A 23,187-nucleotide genomic window follows, 5' to 3' on the forward strand; every position below is an offset into this window, starting at 1 on the left:
GGTTCGAACGTGTCGGGCACAGCCTAGAACCACCGGGCGCGGGTGCTTCACACCCAGGGTGTGCCAGCCCGACTGGTGGGCTGATATGCGAGGTTTCGCATGGTGCGGGGAAGCGCGAACGGGCCTCCGGCGACTACCGTGCGATCAGCCCAGCAAGTCGTACCCACAGGGGGAAACCTCATGCGTCGCGCCACCATCGGATTGACGACCCTGCTCGTGCTGGTCACGAGCGGACTGGCCGGATGCTCCGGGGACCAGCCACAGGACGCCGTCGTCGCGTTCCTCAACGGCTGGAAGGACGGCGACCTGAGCAAAGTGGGCTTCGTCACCGCGGACGGCGGCAAAATCGCCTCGGCCGACGTGCTGACCCAGATCCGGGACTTCTACGGCGACCTCAAGGACCAGCCGCTCGCCGTCTCGGTCGCCGGCGACCCGGTCGAGGCCGGCGACATCGCCACCACCCCGGTCGACCTGAAGTGGACCCTGCCCGGCAACGTGACCTGGGAGTACAAGTCCAGCGTCCGGATGACCAAGCGCAGCGGCGACGGCTGGCAGGTGATCTGGGAGCCGGCCGTGCTCCAGCCCGACCTGGAGACCGGCGAGAAGTTCCGGCTGCGCCGGGTCGGCGCGCAGCGCGGCACGATCCTGGACGCGACCGGAAAGGCCCTGGTCGGCCCGCAAAAGGTGGTCGTCATCGGGGTCAGCCCGGAGAAGATCAAGGACCTGCCGGCGCTGACCAAGTCGCTCACCGCGGCGTTCAAGAAGATCAAGGTCGACGTCGGCATGACCGACCTGAAGGCCCGGGTCGCCAAGGCCGACGACGGGGCGTTCCTGGATCTGGTCACGCTCCGCCGTGCCGATTACGACAAAATTCGGGATTTGGTACGACCATTGCCCGGCACCGTGTTCCGCGAGGAGACCCGCCAGCTCGCCCCCACCCGGGTCTTCGCCCGCGCCCTGCTCGGCGCCGTCGAGCCGGCCACCAAGGACGACCTCGATCAGCGCCCCGACGAGTTGACCACCGGTGACCAGGTCGGGCACGGCGGCCTGCAGGGCAAGTACGACAAGGAGCTGCGCGGCACCCCCGGCCTGTCCGTGGTGGTCTCCGCCGAGGCCGCCGACGAGTCCGTCCAGGACCAGCCGGTCTTCACCTCGAAGCCGGTCGACGGCAAGAACATCAAGATCACCCTGGACACCGCCACCCAGAACGCGGCCGACGCGGCGCTGGCCGCCGAGAAGCAGCCCAGCTCGATGGTCGCGCTGCGGGTCAGCGACGGCTCGGTGCTGGCGGTGGCGAACGGGCCGGACCCGAGCGCGGTCGACACGGCGCTGACCGGGCAGGTGCCGCCCGGGTCGACGTTCAAGATGGTCTCCGCGTACGGGCTGCTGCAGAAGGGCGCGGTCACCGCGGACACCGCGGTGGAGTGCCCGAAGACGGCGGTGGTGGACGGCCGTACCTTCAAGAACTCGGCCGGCGAGGTGCTCGGCAAGGTCCCGTTCCACGTCGACTTCGCCAAGTCCTGCAACACCGCGTTCGTCGGCCTGTCGCCGAAGCTGGGCGCGGACGGGCTGAAGTCGGCGTCGGGCGCGCTGGGCCTCGGCGGCGACTGGAACATCGGCGTCGACGCGTTCACCGGCAAGGTCTCCGACGGCGCCAGCGCGACCGAGCTGGCCGCCGCCACCTTCGGCCAGGGCAGCACCGCGGTCAGCCCGATCGCGATGGCCGCCGCCACGGCCGCGGTGGCCAAGGGCGGTTTCCAGCCGCCCAAGCTGGTGCTCGACCCGGCGCCGGCCACCCCCGGCACGGCCGGGACGCTGGACGCGAAGTCCCTGGACGCGCTGCGGTCGATGATGCGCGAGGTGGTCACCGGCGGCACCGGCACCGGGCTGAAGGGCGTGGCGGGCAAGCCGGTGTACGGCAAGACCGGCACCGCCGAGTTCGCGAACGACTCGGACGAGACGCACTCGTGGTTCGTCGGCTACCAGGGCGACGTGGCGTTCGCGGTGATGGTGCAGAAGGGCGGCGCCGGCGCCGAGGCGGCGGTCCCGATCGTCAAGCGCTTCCTGACCACGCTGAACAAGTAACGGCAGCCGTCAGGCGACGCCCGGCGGAAACTTCCCGAATCGCGGGGTGTGCAGCGTGAACGCCCCGGCGGCCGGCGGATCGGCCGGCGGCCGGGGTCGCAGCATCCCGGGCCGGGTGGCCGGCAACGGCTCGGAGTCCAGCAGCGGCGCCGAGCCCAGCGGCCGGGAGAGCAGCCGCACCTCGGGCCGCACCGGAGTCGCCCCGACCGGCTCCCCGTCCTCGGCGGGCTCCGGATCGCCCGGCTCGCCCGGCTCGGCGTCCGGCTCCACACTCGAGTCCAGCGCGAACTCCCCCGGGCCCTCGTCCTGTAGGCCCTCGTCCTGTGGTTCCTCGTCCGCCGGCTCGTCATCCCCCGGGGAGTCGTCGTCCGCCGGCTCCGGAGAGTCGTCCTCGGTCAGCTCCGGGAAGTCCTCCTCCTCGAGCGCGGCCGACGCCTCCGCGTCCAGTTCGCCGGTCAGCTCGTCCTCGGCCAGCTCCACGGCGGCCTCGTCGGCGGCATCGAGGCCGGCCTCCCCCGCCGCATCCGCATCCCCGACCGCCGCGTCCGCCGGGTCGACCGGGTCGACCGGGTCCGCATCGGACCCCGCCACGAACTCGGGATCAACGCCCCCATCAGCCACGACGGCATCCGGAAGAGCCGGGTCGGCGACCGCGGCCACGGGATCGGCGACCGGCGGCTCGGCGTCGACCACCGGGGCCACCGGGACCGCCACGGCGGCCGGCGGGACCACCGGGATCGGCGCCCGGGAAGCCGCGAAGCCGTTCGGGACCGAGACGGCCGGGCGCGCCACCGCGGCCACCGCCGCCGCCCGATCCGGCTGGTTGGCCAGGTCACGGCGGGCCGCGATCAGATCGGGTCGCGGCGTGACCGTCCGCACCGGCGCCAGCCCGCTGACCACCGCCGCGGTGATCTCCTCCGCGTACCGCCCGTCCGGGTCGTAGTCCGGGTCGAAGACGGTGATCTCCACCCCGAGGCAGTGCGGCGAGTCGACCAGGCCGGTGAGCAGCAGCTCCAGCTCCGGGAACGCGATGCCGCCGGGATCCGGCGCGTCCACGGCCGGCATCACCGCCGGGTCGAGCACGTCCACGTCGACGTGCACCCAGTACCCCGCGCAGTCGACGAGCTGGTCCCGGGCCCACTGCGCGCTGCGCGCCGCGCCCTCGGCCCGCAGGATCGGCACCGGCCGGGTGATTATCCCGGCGGCCTGCAGGTCCAGCCGGTACTCGTCCTGCGCCCGGATGCCGAGCACCACCACGTCGACGTCCCGGAAGTACGGCCGGCGACTCTCGATCGCCGCCAGGTTCGCCTGCCCGCGGCCGGTGACCAGGGCCAGGTCCTCCCCGGCGGCCGCGCCGACGTACGACGCGTTGCCGGGGTGCCGGAAGTCGGAGTGACCGTCCACGAAGACCAGCCCGATCCGCCCGCCGACCGCCTCGCCGAGCCGGTGCATGGCCAGGCCGGAGCCGATCAGGATGGAGCAGTCCCCGCCGAGCACCACCGGGAACTCGCCGCCGTCGATGATCGCGCCGATCCGGTCGGCCAGCGCCCGGGAGTACGCGGCGATCTCGGCCGCGTGCGCCACCCCGTCGCCGGGCCGCCAGTCGCCCGGGTCGTACCGCGGCGGGGTGAGGCAGCCGGCGTCCCGGGCGGCGAGCCGGGTCAGCAGGCCGTGGTCGCGGAGGGCGCCGGGCGCCTTGGCGCAGCCCGGCACCGACGTCGGCGTCGGCGGGCGCAGGCCGAGATTGGACGGCGCGTCCAGAACGGCGATGCGTCGCACGACGCCCTCCCGCTTTTCTCGATGCTGTGGGATCTAGAAGAGTGCGCTCGCCAGTGCCCTGCGGGCGCCGGCCACCGCCGGGTCGTCCGGCCCGGCGACGGAGAACAGCGACAGCAGATGCTTGCGCACCACGTCACGATCCTCTCCGCTGCTCCGCTTGACCAGAGCGACCAGTCGCGCATATGCGTCGGCGGCCTGACCGCTGAGCACCTCGATGTCGGCGGCGAGCCGCTGCGCCTCGACGTCGGCGGGGTCGGCGTCGGCCCGGGCCAGCACCTCGGCCGGGTCCTGCCCACCGATCCGCCGGTACAGCTCGACCTGCGCGAGGCCGGCCTCGGCGGCCGCGTCGGCCGGCGACTCGGCCAGGATCTTCTTGTACGCCGCCTCGGCCGCGTCCAGGTCACCGACCATCAGCGCGTCGTCGGCGGCGTCGAGCCGCGGGTCCTCCACCGCGGCCGCGCCGGAGTTGACCCCGGCCGCCTTCAGCACCGCGTCGATGTACTGCTTGACCTGCACCTCGGGGAGCACGCCGGTGAAGCCCTCGACCGGCTGGCCCCCGATCACCGCGAGCACCATCGGAATGCCCTGCACCCGGAACGCCTGGGCGAGCCGCGGGTTCGCGTCCACATCGACCTTGCCGAGCACCCAGGCGCCCTGGGCCTCGACGGCCAGTTTCTCCAGCACCGGGGAGAGCTGCTTGCACGGCCCGCACCAGTCGGCCCAGAAGTCCAGGACCACCGGAGTGGTGAGCGACCGCTCCAGGACGGTGCTCTCGAAATTGGCCTCGGTGATGTCGACGATGGTCTCCGGGGCCAGGCCCGGCAGCGTGCCGGGAAGGTCGCCGGACGGGGCGTCGCCGGAGTCGGCGGGACGGCTCGGCGCGGCCGGTTTGGCCGGCGCCGGCGTACGCAGCGCGCTGAGATCGACCGCGCCGCGGGTGAAGATCGACGGAGTGGTCCGTGGGTCGCTCATGGTTACCAAGTCTCGCACGCTGTCCACCCTGTTCGCGCCGCCGCCGCCGGGGCGATATCGCCCGTCACAGTGCTGCCGTCCGCCCAGTCGCCACCTGCCGCTTTACACCCCACATCGCACACCCGTCCCGGCGGCGCACCGGAGTGCTGCATGACAAGGGTTTTCCCCACTATCGGCGGGTGGGCGGAGGCGGCAAAGTCGAGCCGAACCCTTCCATCCCCACCGCCCCGGCAGAGTCCGCCACTCTGCCGGGGTGCGGGCGGGATCACGCCGGCCGGAGCGGCGGCAGGCGGTGGTCCAGGATCCAGGCCTGCGGGTTGCCCTTGCGCATCAGCAGCCGGAAGACCACGGGCATCATGGCGTCCCGGATCGCGGCGCCGACCGGGCCGGCCACCTTGCCGCTGTTGCCGCGACGGCCGTAGGCGGCGACCTTCTCGACGCGCGGCCGCCGGCTCCCCTCGTACGCCAGCAATCCGGTTTTGATCTCGGGATTTTGCCGCAGGCTGTGACCGAGGACGACCGCGTCCTCCAGGGCCTGCGAGGCGCCCTGTCCGCTGGTCGGCGCCATCGCGTGCGCGGCGTCGCCGATCAGCACGATCCGGTCGTCGTGCCAGATCCGGACCGGCCCGAGGTCCTCGGTGTTCCACGGCCCGACCACCTCGTCGCTGGCCCGGACGATCGCCGCGGCCGGCTCCCCGGCGAAGAGCTCGATCAGGTGCGCCTTCCAGGACTCGGCGGTGAACGAGGCGGGGTCGACCGGCCGCTTGCTCGGCGGGTTCGCGAACCACCAGACCGAGCCGTCCGGCGCGGTCGCCCAGCCGAAGAACGCCCGGCGGCCGAACGACATCCGCATCACCCCCGCCGGCGGCCCGTCCACCGGGCCGGCGGTGAACCCGCCGGCATTGAGCAACCCGAGGTAGTGCGGTTCGCTCGCGCCGGGATCAAGAGCCTTGCGGGTACGGGATCGCAGCCCGTCCGCCCCGACCAGCAGATCCGCCCGCACCCGTCGCCCGTCGGCGAACTCCGCCTCGACCGCGTCCGGCCCGGTGACCGCCCCGGTCAGCGCCGCGCCGTAGACGACCGGAACGCCCCGCGCCTCGGCCTCGGCCCGCAGCGCGGCGTAGAGATCCGACCGGCGGATCGTGGTGGTCACCGTCCCGTCCGCGTCCGGCCCGCCCAGCGGCAGCTCGACGAGCAGCCGGCCGGCCGCGCCGTAGAGCCCCATCGTCGCCGTCGGGAAGCCCCGGGCCAGCACCTTCGCCGGGTCGAGGCCGAGCGAGCGGAGCGCGTTGAGCCCGTTCACCGCGACGGTGAGGAACGCGCCGCGCTCGTCGGCGACCCCGCGCTCGTGACGTTCGTAGACGACCGGGTCGAACCCGGCGCTCTGCAGGGCGATGGCCGCGGCGGTGCCGGCGACGCCACCACCGATCACGGCAGCTGTTTTAGTCATAGAATGACTATCCATAGAATGACTATGGTCCGTCAAGAGATCGTAGGCTGCTTGGCATGAAGCGCTCCCCACTTGCGATGCTGCTGCTGGCGCTGCTGGTGGAGGCGCCGATGCACCCGTACCGGATGCAGCAGGTGATCAAGGAGCGCGGGCAGGACCAACTGGTCAACGTGGCCCAGCGCAACAGCGTCTACCAGGCGCTGGACCGCCTGGTGCGGGACGGTCTGGCGCGCGCCGGCGAGACCAGCCGGGAGGCCGGGCGGCCGGAACGGACCGTCTACGAGGTCACCGAGGAGGGCTCGGCCACGCTGCGCCGCTGGCTGCTGGAGATGCTGCCGGCGCCGGCCCGGGAGTTCCCCGAGTTCCCGGTCGCGCTGGCGTTTCTCGCCCTGCTCAGCCCGGTGGAGACCCGGGAGCTGCTGAACCGCCGGGTCGAGACGCTGGCCGAGCGGGTGGCCGCGATCGACGCCCAGGCCCCGCCCGGCCTGCCCCGGCTGTTCCTGATCGAGGACGAGTACCGGGCCGCCATGCTCCGCGCCGAGCTGGCCTGGCTCCGCGGCGTCGTCACCGACCTCGACAACGGCACGCTGACCTGGGACTGGGCCATGATCCAGGAGACCATGGCCCGGTTCGCCGGCTGATCAGACTGGCCCTGACAGGGATAGCTTCGCCCTTGATCCGGCCGGCTCCGCCGGGAGGATTGGGGGCATGGCGCTCAACCGGCAACTCGGCGACTTCCTCAGGTCCCGGCGCGCGGCCCTGACCATCGACGACGTCGGCCTGCCGGCCGGCGGTGCGACCCGCCGGGTGACCGGCCTGCGCCGCTCCGAGGTGGCCCAGCTGGCCGGCGTCAGCGTGGAGTACTACACCCGCCTGGAGCAGGGGCGCGCCGTGCACCCCTCGGACCAGGTGCTGCACGCGCTGGCCGACGGGCTGCGGCTCGACGACCTGGAGCGGCGGCACCTGATCGACCTGGCCCGGCCGGCTCCCACCGCCACCGGCCCGGCGCCGGCCGCGCGGGTCCGCCCCGCGCTGCGGCAGATGATCGAGGCGATGGAGCTGTCCCCGGCCTACGTCCGCGACGCCGGCCTGGACATCGTCGACGGCAACGCCCTCTGGAAGCTGGTCTTCCCGCAGGTTGCCGCGTTGCCCCGGCGGGAGCGGAACATGGCCCGCTGGACGCTGCTGGATCCGGCCGCGCGCGACGTCTGGGTGGACTGGGAGCAGGTCGCCCGGGAGCACGCGCGGGTGCTGCGGGTCACCGCCGGCGCCGAGCCGCACAACCGGCGGGTAGCCGCACTGGTCGCCGAGCTGACCGCCGCCAGCCCGGACTTCGCCCGCTGGTGGGGCGAGAACCGGGTGCACGAGCGGACCACCGGGATCAAACGGATCCGGCACCCGGTGGTCGGCGACCTCGAGCTCGGCTACGAGGTGCTGCGGCCGCTCGCCGATCCGGGACACACCCTGCTCGTCTACACGGCGCCGCGCGGCTCGGTCAGCTCCGAGCGCCTGCGCCTGCTCGCCAGCTGGGGCGCGACCGCGCCCCTCTCCGTGGAAGGAACACCATCACCATGAGCAAGACGTTTCTCGTCACCGGTGTCAGCTCCGGCCTCGGCGCCGCGATCGCCCGGCGGGCGCTGGCGGCCGGGCACCGGGTCGCCGGGACCGTGCGGACCGAGGCCGACCGGGTGGCCTTCGAGACCGGGGGCGCCCGCGGCTACCTGCTCGACGTGACCGAGGAGGACCGGATCGGGCCGGTCGTCGCGCGGGTCGAGGCCGACCTGGGGCCGATCGACGTGCTGGTGGTCAACGCCGGGTACGGCCACGAGGGCACCTTCGAGGAGTCCTCGATGGCCGACCTGCGCCGGCAGTTCGAGGTGAACGTGTTCGGCGCGGTGGCCACCATGAAGGCGGTGCTGCCCGGCATGCGGGAGCGGCGGAGCGGAAGCATCCTGGTGATCACGTCGATGGGCGGGATGACCACGTTCCCCGGCGTCTCCTTCTACCACGGCAGCAAGTACGCCCTGGAGGGCATCGTCGACTCGCTGGCGCAGGAGGTGGCCGGGTTCGGCGTGCACGTGACCGCGGTGGCGCCGGGCGGGTTCCGCACCGAGTGGGCCGGCCGCTCGATGGTCCGGGCCGGCCGCAGCGTCCCCGACTACGACGAGGTGTTCGAGCCGGTCCGGGCCCGGCGGGCGGCCAACAGCGGGCACCAGGTCGGCGACCCGGACAAGGCCGGTGACGCGATTCTCGCCCTGGTCGCGGCGGCGAAGCCGCCGGTGCACGTGCTGCTCGGCTCGGACGCGCTGCGGCTGGTCGCGGCCGGCCGGCAGCGGGTGCGGGACGACCTGGACGCGTGGAGCGAGCTCAGCCGGTCGACCGACCACGCGGACGGCGGCCGGACGATCGGCTGAGCTGGGGGTCAGGCGGCCGGGACCTTGATGATCAGCGCGTCGCCCTGACCACCGCCGCCGCAGAGCGAGGCCGCCCCGGTGCCGCCGCCACGGCGCTTGAGCTCCAGCGCCAGGGTGAGCACCAGCCGGGCGCCGGACATGCCGATCGGGTGCCCGAGGGCGATCGCCCCGCCGTTCACGTTGACCTTGCTCTCGTCGACCTTCAACTCACGCATCGACTGGATCGCCACCTGCGCGAACGCCTCGTTGATCTCGATCAGGTCGAGGTCCTCGACGGTCAGCCGGGCCTTGTCCAGCGCGTGCCGGATGGCGTTGGCCGGCTGGGACTGCAGCGAGCTGTCCGGCCCGGCCACGTTGCCGTGGGCGGTGATCTCGGCGAGCCAGGTGAGCCCGAGCTCCTCGGCCTTGGCCCGGCTCATCACCACGACGGCGGCGGCGCCGTCGGAGATCGGCGAGGCGGTGGCCGCGGTGATGGTGCCCTCCGGACTGAACGCCGGGCGCAGCTTGGCCAGCGACTCGGCGGTGGTGTCCGGCCGGACGCCCTCGTCGGTGTCGATCGGGCCGGGCGCCTTCCGGTCACCGGACGGCAGCGGCGCGATCTCCTCGGCGAACCGGCCCTCGCGCTGCGCGGCGGCGGCCCGCTGGTGGCTGAGCGCGGCGAACGCGTCCTGCTCGGCGCGGCTGATGTTCAGCCGGACGCCGGACTCCTCGGTGGTCGCGCCCATCGAGACGCCGGCCCACGGGTCGGTCAGCCCGTCCAGCGCCATGTGGTCCTTGACCACGGTGTCGCCGAACTTGGTGCCACGGCGCTGGTCCATCAGCAGGTGCGGGGCGTTGGTCATCGACTCCATGCCGCCGGCCACCACGATGTCGAACTCGCCGGCCCGGATCAGCTGGTCGGCCAGGGCGATCGCGTCCAGGCCGGAGAGGCACACCTTGTTGACGGTGACCGCCGGGACGCTCATCGGGATGCCGGCCCCGACCGCCGCCTGACGGGCGGTGATCTGACCGGCGCCGGCCTGCAGGACCTGGCCCATGATCACGTACTGCACCTGGTCGGGGGCGACGCCGGCACGCTCCAGGGCGGCGGCGATGGCGTGCGCGCCGAGGGCCGTACCGCTCAGGTGCTTGAGGTTCCCGAGCAGCCGGCCCATCGGGGTCCGGGCGCCACTGATGATCACGGAGCTGGTCATGGGTCACGTCCGATCTGCGTCGGCGGGGTGTGGTGGGTCACCCGGGCCGGGCTTAACGATGAGTCAGGTCGAGACTAGTGGCATGACAGAGGACACATCGAGTACCGGCCATTTCGAGAATGTCACACTCGCCGGCGTCGAATTGCTCCGGATCGACCATGTCGGCATAGCTGTTCCCGACTTGGACGAGGCGATCCGGTTTTACGAGGAAAACTTCGGTTTGCGGTGTGTGCACCAAGAGGCCAATGACGAACAGGGTGTCCGGGAGGCGATGCTCACCGTCGGTGACGGCACCGGCCCGCGGCTCCAACTGCTCGCCCCCGCCCGGCCCGACTCGGCGATCGCCAAGTTCCTCGACCGCAGCGGGCCCGGCCTGCAGCAACTCGCCTACACGGTGGCCGACGTGGAGGTCGCCTCGGCCGCCCTGCGGGCCCGCGGGATGCGGCTGCTCTACGACACCCCGAAGCGCGGAACGGCCGGGTCGAGGATCAATTTCGTCCACCCGAAGGACGCCGGCGGGGTGCTGGTCGAGCTGGTCGAGCCGGCCGGGGTGGTACGTCTCCCGGGTGATTCAGCCTGACGTGAGCCCGGCCACCTGGCAGGATCGGTGCCATTGAGCAGGTCCGACGACCCCATCGGCCGGGGCCCGATCACCCGAAGCCCCGAGTCAGCAGGTGGCGGCGGGAGGGCGCCGGGCTCCTCCGGTGAGTGACTGTCGTCCTCCGAACGGCCCGGCACCCGCCCGCGCACCAGCTCAAAGCTGATCTACATTGGGGTTCGAGAGTCACTTCGCCCTTGCATGTCCGCCCCCTTCTCGCCAGGATGGCGCAATGCCCCAGCAGCAGGATCAGTCCGTGGACTTCTTCGAAACCGCGAATACCCAGCACGACTTCACCGTCGTCCTGCGTGGTTACGACCGCCAGCAGGTCGACGGCCACATCGGCCGGCTGCTGGCCGCGCTGAACCAGGCCTATCAGGCCCGCGGCGAGGCCGAGCAGCGGATGAACGACGCCCAGCGCCGCCTGCGCCAGGCCGAGCAGCGGCTGAACGTGCTCGAGCAGAAGCTCGCCGACAGCAACAAGCTGCTCGAGGAGAACAACCGGCCGACGCTCTCCGGGCTGGGCACCCGGGTCGAGCAGATCCTGCGGCTCGCCGAGGAGCAGGCCAACGACCACCGGGGCGAAGCCAAGCGGGAGAGCGAGGGCATCCTCTCCGCCGCACGGCTCGAGGCCCGGGAGATCACCGACAAGGCGCGGGCCGAGGCCGCCGCGATGAAGGCGACCGCCGAGCGCGAGGCCGGTCAGGTCCGCACGCACGCCGAGCGCGAGGCCGCCGAGGCCCGGGTCCAGGCCCGCCGCGAGGCCGACACGCTCCGGTCGGACGCCGACCGCGAGACCAAGCAGCTGCGTACGGTCACCGCGCACGAGGTCGCCGAGCTCAAGTCGACCGTCGAGCGCGAGGTCTCCTCGCTGCGCGCCACCGCCGAGCGGGAGATCACCCAGGCCCGGGCGAAGGCCGGCCGCGAGGCCGAGGAGAAGCGCGCCGAGGCCACCAAGATGCTCGCCGACGCCCGGGACAAGCGCGACAAGGACCTGCAGGCCCTGGCCCTGGAGATCGCCGAGCGCCGGGAGAAGGCCGAGACCGAGGAGTCGCAGCGGCACGCCGCCCAGCTCCAGGCCACCCAGAAGATGGTGTCCGAGGGTGAGGAGCGGGCCCGCGCCGCGGAGGACCGCGCCAAGGAGATCGAGCAGCGCGCCGAGAGCCGCCGCATCGAGTCCGAGCGCAGCGCCGCCGAGGCGGTGGAGAAGGCCCGCGCCCTCGCCGAGAAGACCGTCTCCGAGGCCCGGTCCGAGGCCAACCGTCTGCTCAGCGAGTCGCGCACCGAGGCCGAGCTGACCACCCAGGCCGCCCGCCGCGAGGTCGAGGACCTCACCCGCCAGAAGGACGCGGTCACCAACCAGCTGGGGCAGATGCTCTCCGGCCTTTCGGGTCTGGTGCCCGGTGTGGGCGCTGCCGCGGCGGCTCCCGCGGCTGCCGCAGCGGTGGCCGCTGCCGCCGCTCCGCAGCAGGCCACGGCCCCGAAGCCGGGCCAGCCGGCCCCGTCGGCCGAGACCGAGACCGGCGACGAGCCGGTGGCTGCCAAGACGAATTCGTAACCCTCCGTCCCGGTCTCTCCGGTTGCGGACTCCTCGCGAGTACGCAACGGTGAGACCGGTCGGCGGCTTTTGTGACGCGGGCCGTTCCGGAGTTTCTCCGGTGCGGCCTGTCTCGTTTCGGCGCGTAGCCTGGGTTCCGCACGGCACCTGGTCGGACAATTCGTAACTACTCCGCATAGTCCCGCTCAAGCCGGTGTGTAACGACATGCCGTAGGACTAGGCGTATGTGAGGATGGACAGCATGTCGCACGGCGGTGAAATCTTCGGCCTTGGCGGAGACTCGGCCACCGAGCCGAGCTTCGAGACCGCTCTGCGAGGTTATGAGCGGAAGCAGGTCGAGAGATACGTCGCCCGCGCCGAGAACGAGATCGCCGCGCTGGCCGCCGAGCGTGAGCAGGCGTATTCGCAGATCCAGGCGATGGCCGCGCAGATCGAACGGCTCCAGCAGGAGATCACTCAGGCCCGCCGCAACAACGGCGTCTCGGGCGAGGTCTCCTTCCGGCACCTCGGGCACCGGGTCGAGCAGATCCTGGTCCTCGCCGAGGAGCAGGCCGAGGTGATCAAGGCCTCGGCCACCGACGACATCGCCGGCCGGCTCGCCGAGGCGGAGCGGATCCGGGCCGAGGCCGAGGCGCACGCCCACGACGCGGTGCGGGACTTCGAGGTCGCACTCGCCGCCCGCCGCGCCGAGGAGGAGAAGTCCGACACGATCAAGCGCACCGCCGCGGACAAGGCGGTCGCCACCGCCCGGCAGACCGCCGAGCAGATCCGGACCGAGAGCGAGGCCATGCTGGCCCGCGCCCGGGCCGAGGCGCAGCACCTGGGTGACAAGGCGGCGAGCGAGGCCCAGCGGGCCCGCGCCGAGGTGGACGGCTACGTCCAGTCCACCCGGGTGCAGGCCGAGCAGGAGCTGAAGGCGCTGCGCGAGAAGACCAACCAGGAGATCACCACCCGCCGGACGGACGCCGAGCGCGAGCAGTCCGACCTGAAGGCCGCCGTCGAGCACGAGCTGGCGCTGCGCCGGCACGCGGTGATCGAGGAGATGGGCCAGATGCGCGCCGGCGTCGAGAAGCAGTGCGCCGACCTGCGCAGCGAGGCCGACAAGTACGCGGAGGAGGTGCTCCGCCGCTCCGACGAGCAGGCCACCGCCACCCGCAAGGAGCTCTCCACCCAGCAGGAGAAGATCGGCCAGGCCGGCCGTGAGCTGGAGGCCGCCCAGGCCAAGGTCGCCGAGTCCGAGCGCCGCCTGGCCACCGCGCAGGACCACGCGCGGACCGCGGAGAAGGAGACCGAGCTGGTCGAGCAGCGGCTGGACGAGGCCCGCAAGCAGCTGGAGAGCGAGCTGCAGCGGGTGGAGAGCGCGCAGCGGGCCGGCGAGGCCGCCGAGCGGCACGCCACCGACGTCCGCCGCCAGGTGCAGCTGGAGGCGAAGCGGGTGGCCGAGCTGGCCGCCGCCGCGGTGCTGGCCGCCGCCGCGTCCCCGGCCGAGGACCACGAGGCGGACCACAAACCCGCCACCGCCGACAAGGCCCCGCTCACCGTCGCGGAGAAGAACGAGAAGAACGACAAGGCGGAGAAGCCGGCGGCGCAGCCCGCCAAGGTGACCGCCTCGGCGAAGGTGACCGTGCCCCAGGCGAGCCGGGTCCCCGCGGACGCTGAGTGACCACGAGGGCCGCCATCCGTCGATTGGCGGCCCTTGCACCGCGGCGATAGCCTCCGGAGGCTCGTCGTCCGCTGTGGAGGTCCCCGCATGTCATCCGAGCCCGTGGAGGCCCCGGCCGCCGAGCCGGTGCCGGAGCCGGACCAGGTTCCGGCGGCGGCCACCGAGCCGGCCCCGGCGGCGGTCACCGAGCCGGAGGGGCCGGTCGGCAAGAGTCGTTTCGGCGCGCCCGGCCAGCCGCTGAACCGGCGCAGCCCGTTCCTGTTCGGCTTCCTCTTCGGACTGGGCGTGATCGTGGCGTACGCCCTCTTCCTGGGCGTCCGCAACGCCGCCTCGATCCTGGTCCTGATCTTCATCGCGCTGTTCCTGGCGATCGGGCTGAACCCGGCCGTGGTCCGGTTGCGCCGCTGGGGGCTGCCCCGCGGGCTGGCCGTGACGATCGTCGCGCTGCTGGTGGTGGCGCTGCTGGCCGGCGGCATCGTCGCGCTGATCCCGCCGCTGGTGACGCAGACCACCGAGCTGATCAACAACGCCCCGGCGACCATCGACGACCTGCGCCGCAGCGAGACGGTCAACGAGCTGGTGCAGCGCTACGACATCGTGAACAAGGTGCAGAGCGCGGTGAACGCGGGCACGATCGGGAACGCGCTGGGCGGGGTGGTCGGCGGCGCCAAGCTGATCTTCGGGACGATCTTCAACGTCCTGACCGTGCTGGTGCTGACGATCTACTTCATGGCCTCGTTCGAGCGGCTCAAGGAGGCCGGGTACTCGCTGGTCCCGTCCTCGCGCCGGGACCGGGTGCGGCTGCTCACCGACGAGATCCTGACCAAGGTCGGGGCGTACATGGTCGGCGCCATCTCGATCGCGGTGCTGGCCGGCCTGAGCACGTTCGTGGCGGCGATGCTGCTCGGGCTGCCGTACCCGTTCGCGCTGGCCGTGGTCGTCGCGGTCTGCGACCTGATCCCGCAGATCGGCGCGACCATCGGCGCGGTCATCGTCAGCCTGGTCGGGCTGGCCTCGTCGGTCACCGACGGGGTGATCTGCATCATCTTCTTCATCGTCTACCAGCAGATCGAGAACTACCTGATCTATCCGGGCGTGATGCGCCGCTCGGTCAAGGTCAGCGATGTCGCCGCGGTGGTGGCGGCGTTGCTCGGGGTCGCGCTGTTCGGCGTGGTCGGCGCGCTGGTCGCCATCCCGATGGTCGCCGCCATCCAGCTGATCATGCGAGAGGTCCTGGTCCCGAGCATGGACCAGCGTTAAATCAAGATCAAAACCGGTTTCCGGTACGGCGTCAGCCCGGTCCCGCCGCCACCCCCGCCCGCGACGCCCGCCGGCCGCGCCGCGGACCTCGAGTGGCCGCCGCCTCGCGCCGCCCCTCCCCGGCCGAGCGGCGCGGCCGGGGCCGGAGTGGCCGCGGGCTCGCGCCGTACGGGAAATCAGTCTTTGAGGGGTTGGGGAACCTCGACGTCGGCGAAGGCCGCCACCGTGCGATTCGCGTAGGCGTTCATGTCGCCGGTCTCCATCGGCCCGTCCCAGGTGCGCGGCAGCGGCGTCGGCACGCCCGGCGCGACCCGCGCCACGATCCGGTCCAGCACGTTCTCCGCGTCGCCGACCCACAGGTGCTTGGCGCCGGGCATCGGGACGACCTCGGCCTGCGGGATCGCCGCGAACCGCTCGATCGCCTCGGCCGGCCGCAGGTAGTCGTCGTGCTCGGGGATCAGCGCGGTCAGCGGCTTCCCGTCGGCGGCCCACGCGGCCAGGTGCTCCGGCTGGGAGAACCGCAGCGGCGGGGAGAGCAGGACGGCGCCGGTGACCGCCGGCTCCAGGCCGTACATCAGGGTCAGGTCGGTGCCGAAGGACCAGCCGACGAGCCAGATGTCCGGCAGGTCGGCGAACTCGGCGAACTCGATCGCGGCGGCCACGTCGAACCGCTCGGCGTCACCTGCGGAGAACTCGCCGCCGCTGGTGCCGCGCACGCTGCCGGTGCCGCGGGTGTTGAAGCGCAGCACGGCGAGCCCGGCCAGCGCCGGCAGCCGCCAGGCGGCCTTGCGGAACACGTGGCTGTCCATCATCCCGCCGTGCGTGGGCAGCGGGTGCAGGCAGACCAGGGTGGCCACCGGCGGCCGGTCCAGCGGCACGGCCAGCTCACCGACGAGGGTGACGCCGTCCGCGGTGTGCAACTCGATGTCCTCGCGTTTGGCGGGCAGGATCGAGTTGGCGCGGATCTGATTGCTCATGGAGGAAGTGTTACCCATACCTGGGGGCGTTTCTCGACCGCTCCACCCCGGGGCCACGTCGGGCACGGGCGCGCCAGCAACCGGTGTGCCAGTGCCGCCGGTCCGCCCCGTCGCCGAGGTCGTCGGCCGGCCAGGCCACGATGTGCGCCACCCCGGGCCGGACGTCCTGCATGCAACCGGGGCACAGGTAGGTCTTGGTGGCCGCCGCCCCGAAGATGTTGCGCACCATCCACTCGCCGTCCTGCCATTGCTGGACGCGCTGCTCGGTGATGCCGGGACGATCCGGCTGCGGCGGCGGAGTCTCGTCGGACGGCCGGCGGCGGGGGTGATTGCGGCGGGGGCTCACAAGGTTAATCGTACGTAGTGACTCGCCGGTAACATTCGGCCTAGACTCCGGACATGACGGCGACGCACGCTCCCGGCCTGCCCGTGATCGAGGACGGCCAGCTGATCTCCACGAACCCGGCCACCGGCGCGGAGGCGGGTCGGGTGCCGGCCGCCGACGAGAAATCGGTGATCGCCGCCGTCGACCGCGCCCGCGAGGCCGCCGTCTGGTGGCAGTCGCTCGGCTGGGAGGGGCGCAAGACCCGGCTGCTGCGCTGGCGCACGCTGCTGGTCGAGCGGATCGAGGAGCTCGCCGAGCTGACCCGGCTGGAGACCGGCAAGCCGCTGAACGACGGGATCATCGAGATCACCGCCGCCGTCGAGCACCTGGACTGGGCCGCCCGGCACGCCAAGCGGGTCCTCGGCCCGCGCCGGATGCGCACCCGCCTGCTGCTCGCCGAGCACGTCGGCCACCTGGAGTACCAGCCGTTCGGCGTGATCGGCGTGATCGGCCCGTGGAACTATCCGATCGTCACCCCGATCGGCCCGATCTCCGGGGCGCTCGCGGCCGGCAACGCGATCGTCTTCAAGCCCAGTGAGTACACGCCGGTCGTCGGCCAGTGGCTGGTCGACTCGTTCGCCGAGATCGTGCCGGAGCACCCGGTCCTGCAGGCGGTGCACGGGCTGGGCGACGTCGGCGGCGCGCTGTGCCGCGCCGGGGTCGGCAAGGTCGCCTTCACCGGCTCCACCGCCACCGGCAAGAAGGTGATGGCCGCCTGCGCGGAGAACCTGATCCCGGTGGTGATCGAGGCCGGCGGCAAGGACGCGCTGATCGTGGACGCCGACGCGGACGTGCGGGCGGCGGCCGAGGCCGCGGTCTGGGGCGCGATGACCAATGCCGGTCAGACCTGCATCGGGATCGAGCGGGCGTATGTCGTCGAGCCGGTCTACGACCGGTTCGTCGCGGCGGTCGTGGAGAAGGCCGGGAAGCTGCGCACCGGCGAGGAGATCGGCCCGATCACCATGCCGAAGCAGCTCGAGATCATCCGCGACCACATCGAGGACGCGCTGGCCAAGGGCGGCCGGGCGGTGCTCGGCGGGGCGGACGCGGTGAGCCCGCCCTACGTCTCGCCGACGGTCCTGGTCGACGTCCCGGCGAACTCGTCGGAGATCCGCGACGAGACGTTCGGGCCGACGCTGACCATCACCAAGGTCCGGGACGCGGAAGAGGCCATTCAGAAGACCAACGATTCGCCGTACGGCCTGGGCGGCGCGGTCTTCGGCAAGAAGGACGCGATCCGGATCGCCCGCCGGATGCGCACCGGCATGGTCGCCGTCAACGGCACGCTGACCTTCGTCGGGATGGGGAACCTGCCGTTCGGCGGGGTCGGCGAGTCCGGGTTCGGCCGGATCCACGGCGAGGACGGGCTGCGCGAGTTCGCCCGGCCCAAGGCGATCACCGTGCGCCGCGCGAAGTCGCTGCTCCCCGCGATGACCTTCGAGCGCACCCCGGCCCAGGTCAAGCAGATCATCAAGGCCCTGCGACTGCTCTACGGACGCAAGCCCTAGTCTGTCGAGGTGGCTGACCACCCAGCGGTTGAGGTAAGCGATCTCACGGTGAGCTACGGCTCGACACCGGTCCTGGCCGGGGTCGCGCTGACCGTCCCGGCCGGCACCGGCGTCTGCGTGACCGGTGAGAACGGCATCGGCAAGTCCACCCTGCTGCGCTGCGTCAGCGGCCTGCAGCGGCCGGACGAGGGCCGGATCCGGATCTTCGGCGCCGCGCCCGGCTCCAGCCCGGAGTTCTGGGCCGCGGTGGTCACCACCGTGGAGCCGCCGACCTGGTACCCCGGGCTCACCACCCGCGAGCACGCCGAGCTGATCTGCCGCGCGCACGGGCAGGACCCGGACGAGGCCGGCGCCGACGAGGCCCTGGAACGGTTCGGGCTGGCCGGGCACGCCGACGCGATCCCGCCGTCGCTCTCCTCCGGGCAGAAGCAGCGGCTCACCCTGGCGCTGGCGCTGCTGCGGCCGAGCTCGCTGCTGATCCTGGACGAGCCGGAGCAGCGGCTGGACCCGGAGGGCCGGGCCGCGGTCGCCGCGATGCTCGTCGACTACCAGGCCGGTGGCGGCTCGCTGCTGATGGCCAGCCACGACGACAAGTTCGCGGTCGCCTCCGGCGCGGAGCTGACCACGATGGAGTCGCTGACCCGATGACCGTCATCGTGCCGCTGCGGCCGGTCCGCCGCTGGATCCACCAGCGCCAGGTGTCCCATCGGGAGCGCGGCGCGACGCTGGGCAACCTCTACTTCGCGGCGCTGCTGATCGCGGTCGTCGGCGCGATGACCCACCGGCAGCTCGCCAAGATCTTCTGGCCGTCCGCACCCGACCTGGGCACGCTGCCGGCCCTCGCGCTGAGCCTGCTCGGCGTCGCCCTGCTGCTGAAGATCATGCGCGCGGTCGGGCCGGTCACGCTCGGCCGCCCGGCGGCGTACTTCCTGCTCACCGCGCCGGTGAGCCGCCGCCGCCTGCTGCTGCCGTCGCTCCGGCTGGCCGCGCTCACCGCCGCCGGCGCCGCCGCGGTCATCGCCACCGGGATCGCCGGGCACACCGCGCCGCACCACCTCGCCGGGCCACTGATCGCCACCGGGGCGCTGCTCGGCGTGGGCCTGCTGATGATCGCCGTGGTGGCGCAGCGGGCCGGCGGCTGGGCCACCGCCACCGACCGGGTGGCGACGCTGGTCGCGGCCGCCGGGCTGCTCCTGCTGATCGTCGACAACCTGGCGGGCGGCGACCGGCCCGCGATCGACGGGTGGCCGTCCGGGCCGTCGCTGGTCACCGTGGCCGGGGCCCTCGCGGTCGTGGTCGGCGCCGGGACGGCATTGATCGTACGGAATCTGGCCCGCACCCCGGACGACCGCATCCTGGACGCCGCGAAGACCACCGGAACCATCTTCGACACCGCGTTCGGGATGGAGCCGTCGTTCGTCACCGACATGGTGGCCCGCCGCTACTGGGCCCGGCGCCGGCTCACCAGCACCCGCCCGCCGGCCCGGCTCCCGGTCCTCACCGGTCAGGACTTCCTGATGCTGCGGCGGCGCGTGCCCCGGCTGCTGTGGCTGCTCGCGGCCACCCCGGTCCCGCTGCTGCTGGGCGCCGCGCCGGCCTGGGTCACCGCGGTCGCCGTGCTGCTCGGCGCGATGATCGCCGGCGGCACCACGACCCGGACGGTGAACACCGACGCCGGGAACCCGGTGCTGCTCCGGCTGCTCGGCCTGAGCTCCCGCACGGCCCTGACCCAGCGGCTCTGGATCCCGGTCGCGCTGGCCTTCGCCTGGTCACTGATCGCCCTGGTGCTGATGCAGGTCGCCGGGGACCTGCCGGCCGGCCCGTGGTTCCTGCTCAGCGTCCCGGCCGGGGTGACCGGCGGGCTGGCCGCGGTCCGCCGGGCGCGGGCCGGCTTCGTCCGCAACGACATGCTGCCGCTCGACACACCGATGGGCACGGTCTCGACCGGTCCGCTGGTCTACGCGTTCGCCGGGCCGGACGCCCTGATCCTGGGCATCCCGATGGTGATCGCTATCGGCCAGGGCACGCCGCTGACGTGGACGCTGCTGCTCTTCCAGACGGTGCTGGCCGGGCTCGGCGCCCGCGCCTATCTGGCCGGCACCACCGACCCGGAGCGCGTCGAACTCCAAGCCTGACCACCCGGACCGTCCAGCCCGGACCGCCCCGCCCGGCCGTCAGGGGCAGTCGATCTGGTGCCAGGTCGTCGACTTGTAATGGTCCCAGCGCAGCTCGAAGCGCACGCACCTGATCTCGTCCGTCTGACCGTCCGCCCCACCGCGGAACTCGGCGTCGACCCAGGAGTACGGGTCGGCCAGGACCTCGTGCTCATCGGCCCGGGACGCGAGGACCGTCCCGCCGTAGTTGCCGATCGATGCCGTCAGCCTCTCGAACCCGACCGTCGGGTACTCACCGGGGCTGATGTCCGCCACCGCCAGATCGACGTGGCGGGCCAGGACCCGGGCGGTGATGTCGATGGACTGCCACGCCGGGTCGTAGGAGTCGATCCGGTACAGCAGCCAGGCCGCCCCGGCGGCCAGAATCACGAACACCGCCGCGACGAGACCACCGAGGACTTTGATCACCTTCACTGCCGCAGTATGCCCACGGCCCGCAACGCCCGATCGCCGTACCGGAAACCGGGGTTGATCTTAAAAGAGGGTGAGCTCGTTGCGCTCCATGCCGCGGAGCTTGTCGTAGTCGACGACCACGCAGCGGATCCCGCGGTCGGTGGCGAGGACGCGGGCCTGCGGTTTGATCTCCTGCGCCGCGAAGACGCCCTTGACCGGGGCGAGCAGCGGGTCCCGATTCATCAGTTCGAGGTACCGGGTGAGCTGCTCGACGCCGTCGATCTCGCCGCGGCGCTTCACCTCGACGGCGACCGAGACGTTCTCGGCGTCCTTGAGGAGCAGGTCGACCGGGCCGATCGCGGTCATGAACTCGCGGCGGACCAGGGTGTGGCCCTCGCCGAAGGTCTCCGGGTGCTCGGCGAGCAGCTCCTGCAGGTGCGCCTCGACACCGTCCTTGACCAGGCCGGGGTCCACGCCCAGCTCGTACGAATAGTCCTGGAAGATCTCCTCCAGGGTGATCCGCAACTCCTCACCGGCCTTGTTCACCACCTTCCAGACGCCCGGCGACTCCTGCAGCTTGCAGGGCGGGCTCATCCAGTTCAGCGGCTTGTAGGCACGGTCGTCGGCATGGATCGACACCGACCCGTCCGCTTTCACCATCAGCAGCCGGGTGGCCAGGGGCAGGTGGGCGGAGAGCCGCCCGACGTAATCCACAGAGCATTTCGCGATGACCAGACGCACCGGACGACACTATCCGACGGCCCCGGAACGAAAATGTCGCACGCCGGTGCCATGCTGACTCCGTGTTAGAAGCATTGACCGGCACCGGTCTAGCGGCATCCGCCGGACTGAATGCCTACATCCCCCTGATGACCATGGCCCTGCTGGCCCGCTACACCGACGCCATCGACCTGCCGTCCAGCTGGTCGTGGATCACCAACGGCTGGACCATCCTGATCCTGGCGGTCCTGCTCGCCATCGAGGTGGTCGCCGACAAGGTGCCCGTCGTCGACCATGTGAACGACGTGGTCCAGACGTTCATCCGGCCGACCGCCGGTGGCCTGGTCTTCGGCGCCGGCTCCGCGTCGCAGACGGTGACCGTCTCCGACCCCGGCACGTTCTTCAGCTCGCACCAGTGGGTTCCGGTGCTGACCGGCACGCTGATCGCGCTCAGCGTGCACGGGGTGAAGGCGGCGGCCCGTCCGGTGGTCAATGTCACCACGGCCGGTTTCGGCGCTCCGGTGGCCAGCACGATCGAGGACATCAGCAGCGTCCTGCTCGCCGTACTGGCAATTCTCCTGCCAGTGCTGGTCCTCGTCGGACTCGCGCTGCTGGTCTGGGGCGCGGTGTGGGTGTTCCAGCGCCGCAAGCGCCGTAAGGAAGCGAAACTTGCGGGTGTCGAAACGCGTCGACTGTTTGGTTGACTCTCCCGGTGCCCGCGTTCGCCGTTCCCGCTTTCGTCCTGTCCTGGTGGCTGGCCGGCTATCTGATCGGCCGGGATCCCGGGCGGCCGGCGTTGCGCTGGGCGAGCGCGGGGCTGATCGCGTACGCGGTCGCCGTGGTCACCTGGACCACCGCACCGGGTTCCCGGACCGCCCAGATCCTGATCTGTCTCCCGGCCCTGGCCTGGGCCGGGAGTGTGGTCGCGCTGCTGCCGCTGGCCCCGGCCGAGCGGCGCCCGATCGACATCGGCGCCCTGGTGCTCGGCGTGAGCTTCCAGCTGATGGTGGTGGCGCTGCCCGGCGCCGGGAAACTGGTCGCGCTGACCCCGCTGGTCGGCGCGCTGGTCCTGCTCTGGCGCAACCATGAGCAGGTGGTGCCGCGCAGCCTCCCGCTGGCGCTGAGCCTGATGGCGGTGCTCTACGCGGGCAGCCTGGCCGTGCTGCTGCTCCCGGTGGACACCGGCGGCCCGGCCCCGGCGCTCGCCGCGAACGGCCTGGACCTGCTGGTCTTCGGCTATCTGATCGCGGTGGCGCACGCGATGGCCGGCGGCGAACGGCTCCGGCCGGACCTGCGTCGCTCGGTGGTCGCCGGTTTCGCCGTGCTGGTGCTGGTCGGCGGCCCGGCGATGCTCACCATGTACGCGACCCGCGGCGACGACACGGTGGCCGTGCTGCAGTTCGTGCCGCTCGCGGTGGCCGCGACCGCGGCCGGGCTGACCGGGCGGCTGAGCCGGCTGATCGACCGGGTCGCGCTGGCCGGCGACGACCGGCTGCGGCAGGACCGGGCCACCCTGTTCCTGAACGCGGACGCGCTGCTGCGCCTGCGTGAGCGCCGGCGGCTGGCCGAGGTCGGCGAGCCGGAGTTCCTGCGGCTGACCCGGCGCGCGCTGGACGACTTCAACGATCTGAACCGGCTGTCCCGCAGCCCGCTGACCGATCTGCCGGTGGTGGCCCGCCGGGTCGCCGGGCGCGGGGACGATCAGCCCCGGGCGCGGGCCCGGGAGCTGCGGGCGGTGCTGCGCGAGGCGGTGTCGGCGCTGCGGCCGGCCGGCGCGTTCGGCACCTCCGACGACTGGCGGTACTACAACACCCTGCAGTTCTGCGGGGTGCTCGGGCTGAATCCGTACGCCCGGCGGCAGCGGCTGGACGGGCTGAGCCGGGAGGCCCGGATGGCGGTCGACTGGTTCCGGCGCAACGTCCCGCGGGACACCATGCAGCAGTGGCAGCGGGAGGCCGCGATGGTGGTGGCCGGCCGGCTGTGGACCGAGGCCTTTTCGGGCGACAGATCACGACACGCAATGCCTAATCCGTCATAATGGTGGAAAATCGCTAAAAT

Annotated in this window: 20 protein-coding genes and 1 pseudogene; 13 read left to right on the top strand and 8 right to left on the bottom strand. The window is 72.4% G+C overall.

Features of this window, described 5'->3' with window-relative positions:
- Positions 1 to 180 precede the first annotated feature (180 nt).
- A complete protein-coding gene (locus L3i22_RS48260) occupies positions 181 to 2,085 on the top strand; it encodes a penicillin-binding transpeptidase domain-containing protein (protein ID WP_221324101.1) in 1,905 nt (634 codons plus the stop codon).
- 669 nt (positions 2,086 to 2,754) lie between these two features.
- Here L3i22_RS48260 and L3i22_RS54785 read toward each other — a convergent pair.
- The 3 genes and pseudogenes from L3i22_RS54785 to L3i22_RS48275 all read right to left on the bottom strand — a co-directional run.
- Positions 2,755 to 3,897 (bottom strand): annotated as a pseudogene (locus tag L3i22_RS54785) (arginase family protein); the annotation flags it as partial.
- On the bottom strand, positions 3,898 to 4,836 hold the full coding sequence (locus L3i22_RS48270) for a tetratricopeptide repeat protein (RefSeq protein WP_221324103.1): 939 nt from the start codon (positions 4,834 to 4,836) through the stop codon (positions 3,898 to 3,900).
- Positions 4,837 to 5,101: 265 nt separating this feature from the next.
- Positions 5,102 to 6,286, bottom strand: a complete 1,185-nt coding sequence (locus L3i22_RS48275; RefSeq protein WP_255657701.1) for an NAD(P)/FAD-dependent oxidoreductase — start codon at positions 6,284 to 6,286, stop codon at positions 5,102 to 5,104.
- Between the two features lie 56 nt (positions 6,287 to 6,342).
- On the opposite strand from L3i22_RS48275, the gene L3i22_RS48280 reads away from it, so the two are divergent.
- From L3i22_RS48280 to L3i22_RS48290, 3 genes are all read left to right on the top strand, one after another.
- Positions 6,343 to 6,927, top strand: a complete 585-nt coding sequence (locus L3i22_RS48280; protein ID WP_221324105.1) for a PadR family transcriptional regulator — start codon at positions 6,343 to 6,345, stop codon at positions 6,925 to 6,927.
- Positions 6,928 to 6,994: 67 nt separating this feature from the next.
- Positions 6,995 to 7,861, top strand: a complete 867-nt coding sequence (locus tag L3i22_RS48285) for a helix-turn-helix transcriptional regulator (protein WP_221324106.1) — start codon at positions 6,995 to 6,997, stop codon at positions 7,859 to 7,861.
- On the top strand, positions 7,858 to 8,700 hold the full coding sequence (locus L3i22_RS48290) for an oxidoreductase (protein ID WP_221324107.1): 843 nt from the start codon (positions 7,858 to 7,860) through the stop codon (positions 8,698 to 8,700). Before L3i22_RS48285 ends, L3i22_RS48290 begins: the two co-directional genes overlap by 4 nt.
- 8 nt (positions 8,701 to 8,708) lie before the next feature.
- On the opposite strand, the gene L3i22_RS48295 is transcribed toward L3i22_RS48290, so the two are convergent.
- Complete coding sequence (locus L3i22_RS48295) at positions 8,709 to 9,893, bottom strand: acetyl-CoA C-acetyltransferase (RefSeq protein WP_221324108.1); 1,185 nt, start codon at positions 9,891 to 9,893, stop codon at positions 8,709 to 8,711.
- Between the two features lie 82 nt (positions 9,894 to 9,975).
- Between L3i22_RS48295 and mce the strand changes: the two genes are divergently transcribed.
- From mce to L3i22_RS48315, 4 genes are all read left to right on the top strand, one after another.
- Positions 9,976 to 10,473 (top strand): methylmalonyl-CoA epimerase, encoded by a 498-nt coding sequence (gene mce, locus L3i22_RS48300; protein WP_221330515.1) that lies wholly within the window; start codon positions 9,976 to 9,978, stop codon positions 10,471 to 10,473.
- A 250-nt stretch (positions 10,474 to 10,723) separates the two neighbouring features.
- Positions 10,724 to 12,049 carry a cell division protein DivIVA gene (locus tag L3i22_RS48305; protein WP_221324109.1) on the top strand — a complete coding sequence of 442 codons (1,326 nt, stop codon included), beginning with the start codon at positions 10,724 to 10,726 and terminating at the stop codon, positions 12,047 to 12,049.
- 241 nt (positions 12,050 to 12,290) lie between these two features.
- Positions 12,291 to 13,712, top strand: coding sequence for a Laminin subunit beta-1 (locus tag L3i22_RS48310; RefSeq protein ID WP_221324110.1), 1,422 nt, complete (start codon positions 12,291 to 12,293; stop codon positions 13,710 to 13,712).
- An 87-nt stretch (positions 13,713 to 13,799) separates the two neighbouring features.
- Positions 13,800 to 14,972, top strand: coding sequence for an AI-2E family transporter (locus L3i22_RS48315; RefSeq protein WP_221324111.1), 1,173 nt, complete (start codon positions 13,800 to 13,802; stop codon positions 14,970 to 14,972).
- A 176-nt stretch (positions 14,973 to 15,148) separates the two neighbouring features.
- Here the strand turns inward: L3i22_RS48315 and L3i22_RS48320 are convergent, their stop codons facing one another.
- Complete coding sequence (locus tag L3i22_RS48320) at positions 15,149 to 15,949, bottom strand: alpha/beta hydrolase (RefSeq protein ID WP_221324112.1); 801 nt, start codon at positions 15,947 to 15,949, stop codon at positions 15,149 to 15,151.
- 10 nt (positions 15,950 to 15,959) lie between these two features.
- Positions 15,960 to 16,295: a hypothetical protein gene (locus L3i22_RS48325; protein ID WP_221324113.1), complete on the bottom strand. Its 336-nt coding sequence runs from the start codon at positions 16,293 to 16,295 to the stop codon at positions 15,960 to 15,962.
- Between the two features lie 53 nt (positions 16,296 to 16,348).
- Between L3i22_RS48325 and L3i22_RS48330 the strand changes: the two genes are divergently transcribed.
- From L3i22_RS48330 to L3i22_RS48340, 3 genes are read left to right on the top strand one after another with little or no spacing between them, the layout of a single operon-like run.
- Entirely contained in the window at positions 16,349 to 17,842 is a 1,494-nt protein-coding gene (locus L3i22_RS48330; protein WP_221324114.1) for an aldehyde dehydrogenase family protein, read from the top strand.
- Positions 17,843 to 17,851: 9 nt separating this feature from the next.
- Entirely contained in the window at positions 17,852 to 18,490 is a 639-nt protein-coding gene (locus tag L3i22_RS48335) for an ATP-binding cassette domain-containing protein (RefSeq protein ID WP_221324115.1), read from the top strand.
- Entirely contained in the window at positions 18,487 to 19,977 is a 1,491-nt protein-coding gene (locus L3i22_RS48340) for a DUF6297 family protein (protein WP_221324116.1), read from the top strand. Before L3i22_RS48335 ends, L3i22_RS48340 begins: the two co-directional genes overlap by 4 nt.
- 39 nt (positions 19,978 to 20,016) lie before the next feature.
- Here L3i22_RS48340 and L3i22_RS48345 read toward each other — a convergent pair whose 3' ends face one another.
- Together L3i22_RS48345 and nucS are read right to left on the bottom strand one after the other, a co-directional pair.
- Positions 20,017 to 20,430 (bottom strand): hypothetical protein, encoded by a 414-nt coding sequence (locus tag L3i22_RS48345; protein ID WP_221324117.1) that lies wholly within the window; start codon positions 20,428 to 20,430, stop codon positions 20,017 to 20,019.
- Positions 20,431 to 20,490: 60 nt separating this feature from the next.
- On the bottom strand, positions 20,491 to 21,150 hold the full coding sequence (nucS, locus tag L3i22_RS48350; protein WP_221324118.1) for an endonuclease NucS: 660 nt from the start codon (positions 21,148 to 21,150) through the stop codon (positions 20,491 to 20,493).
- Positions 21,151 to 21,212: 62 nt separating this feature from the next.
- Between nucS and L3i22_RS48355 the strand changes: the two genes are divergently transcribed.
- Entirely contained in the window at positions 21,213 to 21,833 is a 621-nt protein-coding gene (locus tag L3i22_RS48355; RefSeq protein ID WP_221324119.1) for a DUF4126 domain-containing protein, read from the top strand.
- An 8-nt stretch (positions 21,834 to 21,841) separates the two neighbouring features.
- Complete coding sequence (locus L3i22_RS48360) at positions 21,842 to 23,167, top strand: hypothetical protein (RefSeq protein ID WP_255657702.1); 1,326 nt, start codon at positions 21,842 to 21,844, stop codon at positions 23,165 to 23,167.
- Positions 23,168 to 23,187: the final 20 nt, after the last annotated feature.

It is taken from the genome of Actinoplanes sp. L3-i22 (assembly GCF_019704555.1).
In the GTDB taxonomy this organism is placed as follows: domain Bacteria; phylum Actinomycetota; class Actinomycetes; order Mycobacteriales; family Micromonosporaceae; genus Actinoplanes.